The organism is Nocardia sp. NPDC127579, assembly GCF_042672005.1.
Classification (GTDB): Bacteria; Actinomycetota; Actinomycetes; order Mycobacteriales; family Mycobacteriaceae; genus Nocardia.
This window is the reverse complement of sequence record NZ_JBHXVZ010000024.1, coordinates 1-1434: the sequence shown is the minus strand read 5'-3', so window position 1 is coordinate 1434 and position 1434 is coordinate 1. Positions and strand designations below refer to the sequence as shown.

The window sequence follows — 1434 nt, the reverse complement described above, 5'->3', positions numbered from 1 at the left end:
AGGACTCTCAATGAACTTGTCAAGCCATAACGACACCCAAAGCCGGTCTGTCGATGCTGAATTCGCGTCCGTCTCGCAGCAGGGCCCACAAGACATCGACCAACCGCCGAGCCAGGGCTAACAGGGCCTGGACATGGATCTGCCGTTCACCTCGTTTGCGGTCGTAGAACCGCCGCGACGGCCCGTTCTCGTGACGCAGGCTCGACAGCGCGGCCATATAGAACACCCGCCGCAGGCGGCGGTTGTAGCGCTTGGGCCGGTGCAGATTGCCCGACACGCGACCGGAGTCACGAGGGACCGGCACCAGGCCGGCGTAGGACGCCAAACGGCCGGCGCTGGCGAAATTCGCCAGGTCACCACCGGTGCCTACGAGGAATTCCGCACCCAGACCCGGCCCCATGCCGGGCAGCGATTCGACGATCCGGGCCCACGGGTGCGCCCGGAACCGGGCGGTGATGAGTTTATCGGTGTCCTTGATCTCGCGATCGAGGTCCAGCAACTTGGCCGCGATCCGTTTGACCAGCATGGCGGTATCGGCCTCGCCGGGCAGAGCCAGGCCCTGGCGCTGCGCGGCGTCGACGGCCGCGACCGCGGTCTTGCCGATCGCCGGTTTCCACGCGCCGCTATCGCTGAGATATGTTGCGACACCGTCGATTCCGACGGCACGAATCTCGGCAGGAGTGCACATCCCGGCGACCAGGATCAACGGGGTCCGGTTCGAGTAGTCGAACGCGGCCTCCAAGGCCGGGAAGATCGAGCCGAGCAGGCCCCGCAACCGGTTGATCCCAGCGACCCAGTCCGACATCAAATCGGTGCGATAGCCGGTCAGCTGGGTCAGCCCGACCACCAGCTCACCAGGCATCGCGACCTGGCCCAGATCACGACGCATCCGCGCGGTTTCGGCGATCACCTTCGCGTCTTTGGCGTCGGTCTTGGCCTCACCACGGAATCCGTGGCTCATCGTGTTGACCACCCGGCCCGGCACATACGTCACCGCCTGATCAGCCGCGAGCAGGACCGTGATCAGCAACAACGCCAACGGACTGTTCAGATCGATCGCCCACCGCACCCGCTGCGCGGCCCGGCCGGCGCGCGCGATCAACGCCTCGATCGCGGCCTGATCGTTGCCGATTTTCTGGCTGAACACCGTCTTGCCGGTCTCATCGACCGCGCAGGCGTGATGCGCTGCCTTGCCGACATCGATACCGACCCATATCTCCGGGCGAACATTCACCCACGTGCTCCTGACTCGAACGTTGGTGCGCCCGTGGACAACCCCGCCGACAGATCCCTGAACAGCGACGATCCGCAACAAGCTCTCAATCAGCAGCCGGAGCGTCCAGCACGGCGGGGCAGCCAGTCCTTCGGAGCCTCACCAAAGGCAAACCGACATGAGCTACACCCCACCGCCCTGGGCATCCAGGGCACCAACCC

The 1434-nt window shown here is 65.5% G+C and carries 1 protein-coding gene; it reads right to left on the bottom strand.

What is annotated here, in order from left to right:
• Nucleotides 1-19 precede the first annotated feature (19 nt).
• Entirely contained in the window at nt 20-1234 is a 1215-nt protein-coding gene (locus tag ACFVMC_RS33140; protein WP_379216931.1) for an IS110 family transposase, read from the bottom strand.
• Nucleotides 1235-1434 lie beyond the last annotated feature (200 nt).